This window comes from Synechococcus sp. WC101 (assembly GCF_047461555.1).
Lineage (GTDB): Bacteria > Cyanobacteriota > Cyanobacteriia > Thermostichales > Thermostichaceae > Thermostichus.
In genome coordinates, this window is record NZ_JANSHG010000283.1 from 1 (window position 1) to 1,574 (window position 1,574).

Consider the following 1,574-nt stretch of genomic DNA (forward strand, 5'->3'; position numbering starts at 1 on the left):
GTGTAGAGGTGGCGCTTTAGCTCGCCATAGCGGGCGATCAGGTTGCTCATCACTTCGCCGACATTGCTGCCCTCGATCTCGACAGCTTCCAGGTTGTCGGTGTAGGGACGCAAGGGGGAGGGAATCAAGACTTTGGTTGCCATGGGAGTTCGGGGAAGGGTTCTAGCGATCTGGTTGATCTACACCTTGAGGTTCTGAGCTGAACTATTCCAAGTGTCACCTCATCAAGTTCAGAGTACCGCTTTTTCCGACAACCCTCACCCCAGTCATTGCCCACCAGGGATCCCAAAGCTTCTCAGCCATAAGCCTCATTTTTGGAAGGAAGGTTGGCGGGAAAACAGCAGTCAGCTTCTCTAGCCAGCCCGAGCCACAAGCGAGGGCAGAGATTTGTCTTCCCAAATCTGCATCGGCTCCCGTTGGGGCTGCTCCTGCTCATCCAAAACCCAACTGGCCACCTCCTCTGCTTTGCCCTCGCGCACGCTGACGATCACACAGGAAAAGCCCCAGGGAAAAGCGTGCTGGCGATCGAACTCGGAGGGAACAGCCGCGTGGTTGGGGTGGGAATGGTAGGTGCCCAGGATCCCCAGGCCTTTGCGCACGGCATGGTCGTTGGCCCGCTTGAAATCCGCCGGGTCGATCAAGAAGCGGCGGCGGCTGGATTCGCCGTCTGCCAAGGGGTTTTCGGCTTGATCCCAGGTGTTGGCCACCGCCCAGAGTTCATGGACAATTTTGTCCGCTCCCTTGAGCTCGCCGATCAAAATGCCGCAGCCCTCGTAGGGAAAGGCTTGCTCGCCATGCTGGCGGATGGCGCGGAGGTGCTCTGCCGAGAGGTGAAGGGCCATGAATCTCACCTTTGCCGATGGAGTTACCGTTCTTTCATTTTGACACAGAGGGATAGCTTGGTAGCCCCGTACTTTGGTGCGGGCAGAGCTCTGGGCTGATGAGCTGGGGAACTGCGCAGAGTCCCCAGCGCTCCGGGGAAACAGCTATGCCGTTGCCTTGGCGTTTAACCAGCCGGTCGGCAGGGGGAGTGTCGAAGGTTGACTGGGGATGGGATCCCTTCTTTCGCCGCCGGTTTTCCTTTGGCATGAGTGGGAGTCTGAACAGATTTGGATCCGGCGAACTAACCGAGCACATCAGGGTGAGGATCCGGCAGCGGAGAGGCAAGCGGGGAATAGTGGGGGCAGCCCTGGCAGGGCCCTCGCGGGTTGACGGCACAGCGCAACCAGGTCGACTGGGCGCTGAAAATACAGGAGGGATCCCCCAGCGGCTGGCCGAATTCACCGGCCCGTTGGCGGCGCAGCAGCACCACTTGTCGCCGCCAATCCTGCAAAAAGCGGCTGTAGGCGCGTTCCCGCCAGCGACGCTTGGCCGCATGTTCCGAGACGTAGGCAGTGAGGTTATCCAACATGAAGCAGTCACCCAGAGAGTAAGGCCAACAGGCTGGGGGTCGCGTTGGATCAGCCTAGATCCTCAGGATGGCACACTCTGGTAGGAGAGGGAAAAATTGCAGAAGAATTGCAAACGCTCCCTATCTTACTTGGGATGAAGAACCGCTTTGCCAACCGGAGGGC

The 1,574-nt window shown here is 59.0% G+C and carries 2 protein-coding genes; both read right to left on the reverse strand.

What is annotated here, in order from left to right; translation table 11 throughout:
* Positions 1–353: 353 nt before the first annotated feature.
* Positions 354–842, reverse strand: a complete 489-nt coding sequence (locus NW809_RS12475) for a M67 family metallopeptidase (RefSeq protein WP_011431264.1) — start codon at positions 840–842, stop codon at positions 354–356.
* A 281-nt stretch (positions 843–1,123) separates the two neighbouring features.
* Positions 1,124–1,411, reverse strand: a complete 288-nt coding sequence (locus tag NW809_RS12480) for a DUF6464 family protein (RefSeq protein ID WP_011431263.1) — start codon at positions 1,409–1,411, stop codon at positions 1,124–1,126.
* Positions 1,412–1,574 lie beyond the last annotated feature (163 nt).

Bases quoted from the DNA above. Each gene is read 5' to 3' on its own strand.
- NW809_RS12475 (WP_011431264.1), bottom strand. From the start codon at position 842: ATGGCCCTTCACCTCTCGGCAGAGCACCTCCGCGCCATCCGCCAGCAT.
- NW809_RS12480 (WP_011431263.1), bottom strand. From the start codon at position 1,411: ATGTTGGATAACCTCACTGCCTACGTCTCGGAACATGCGGCCAAGCGT.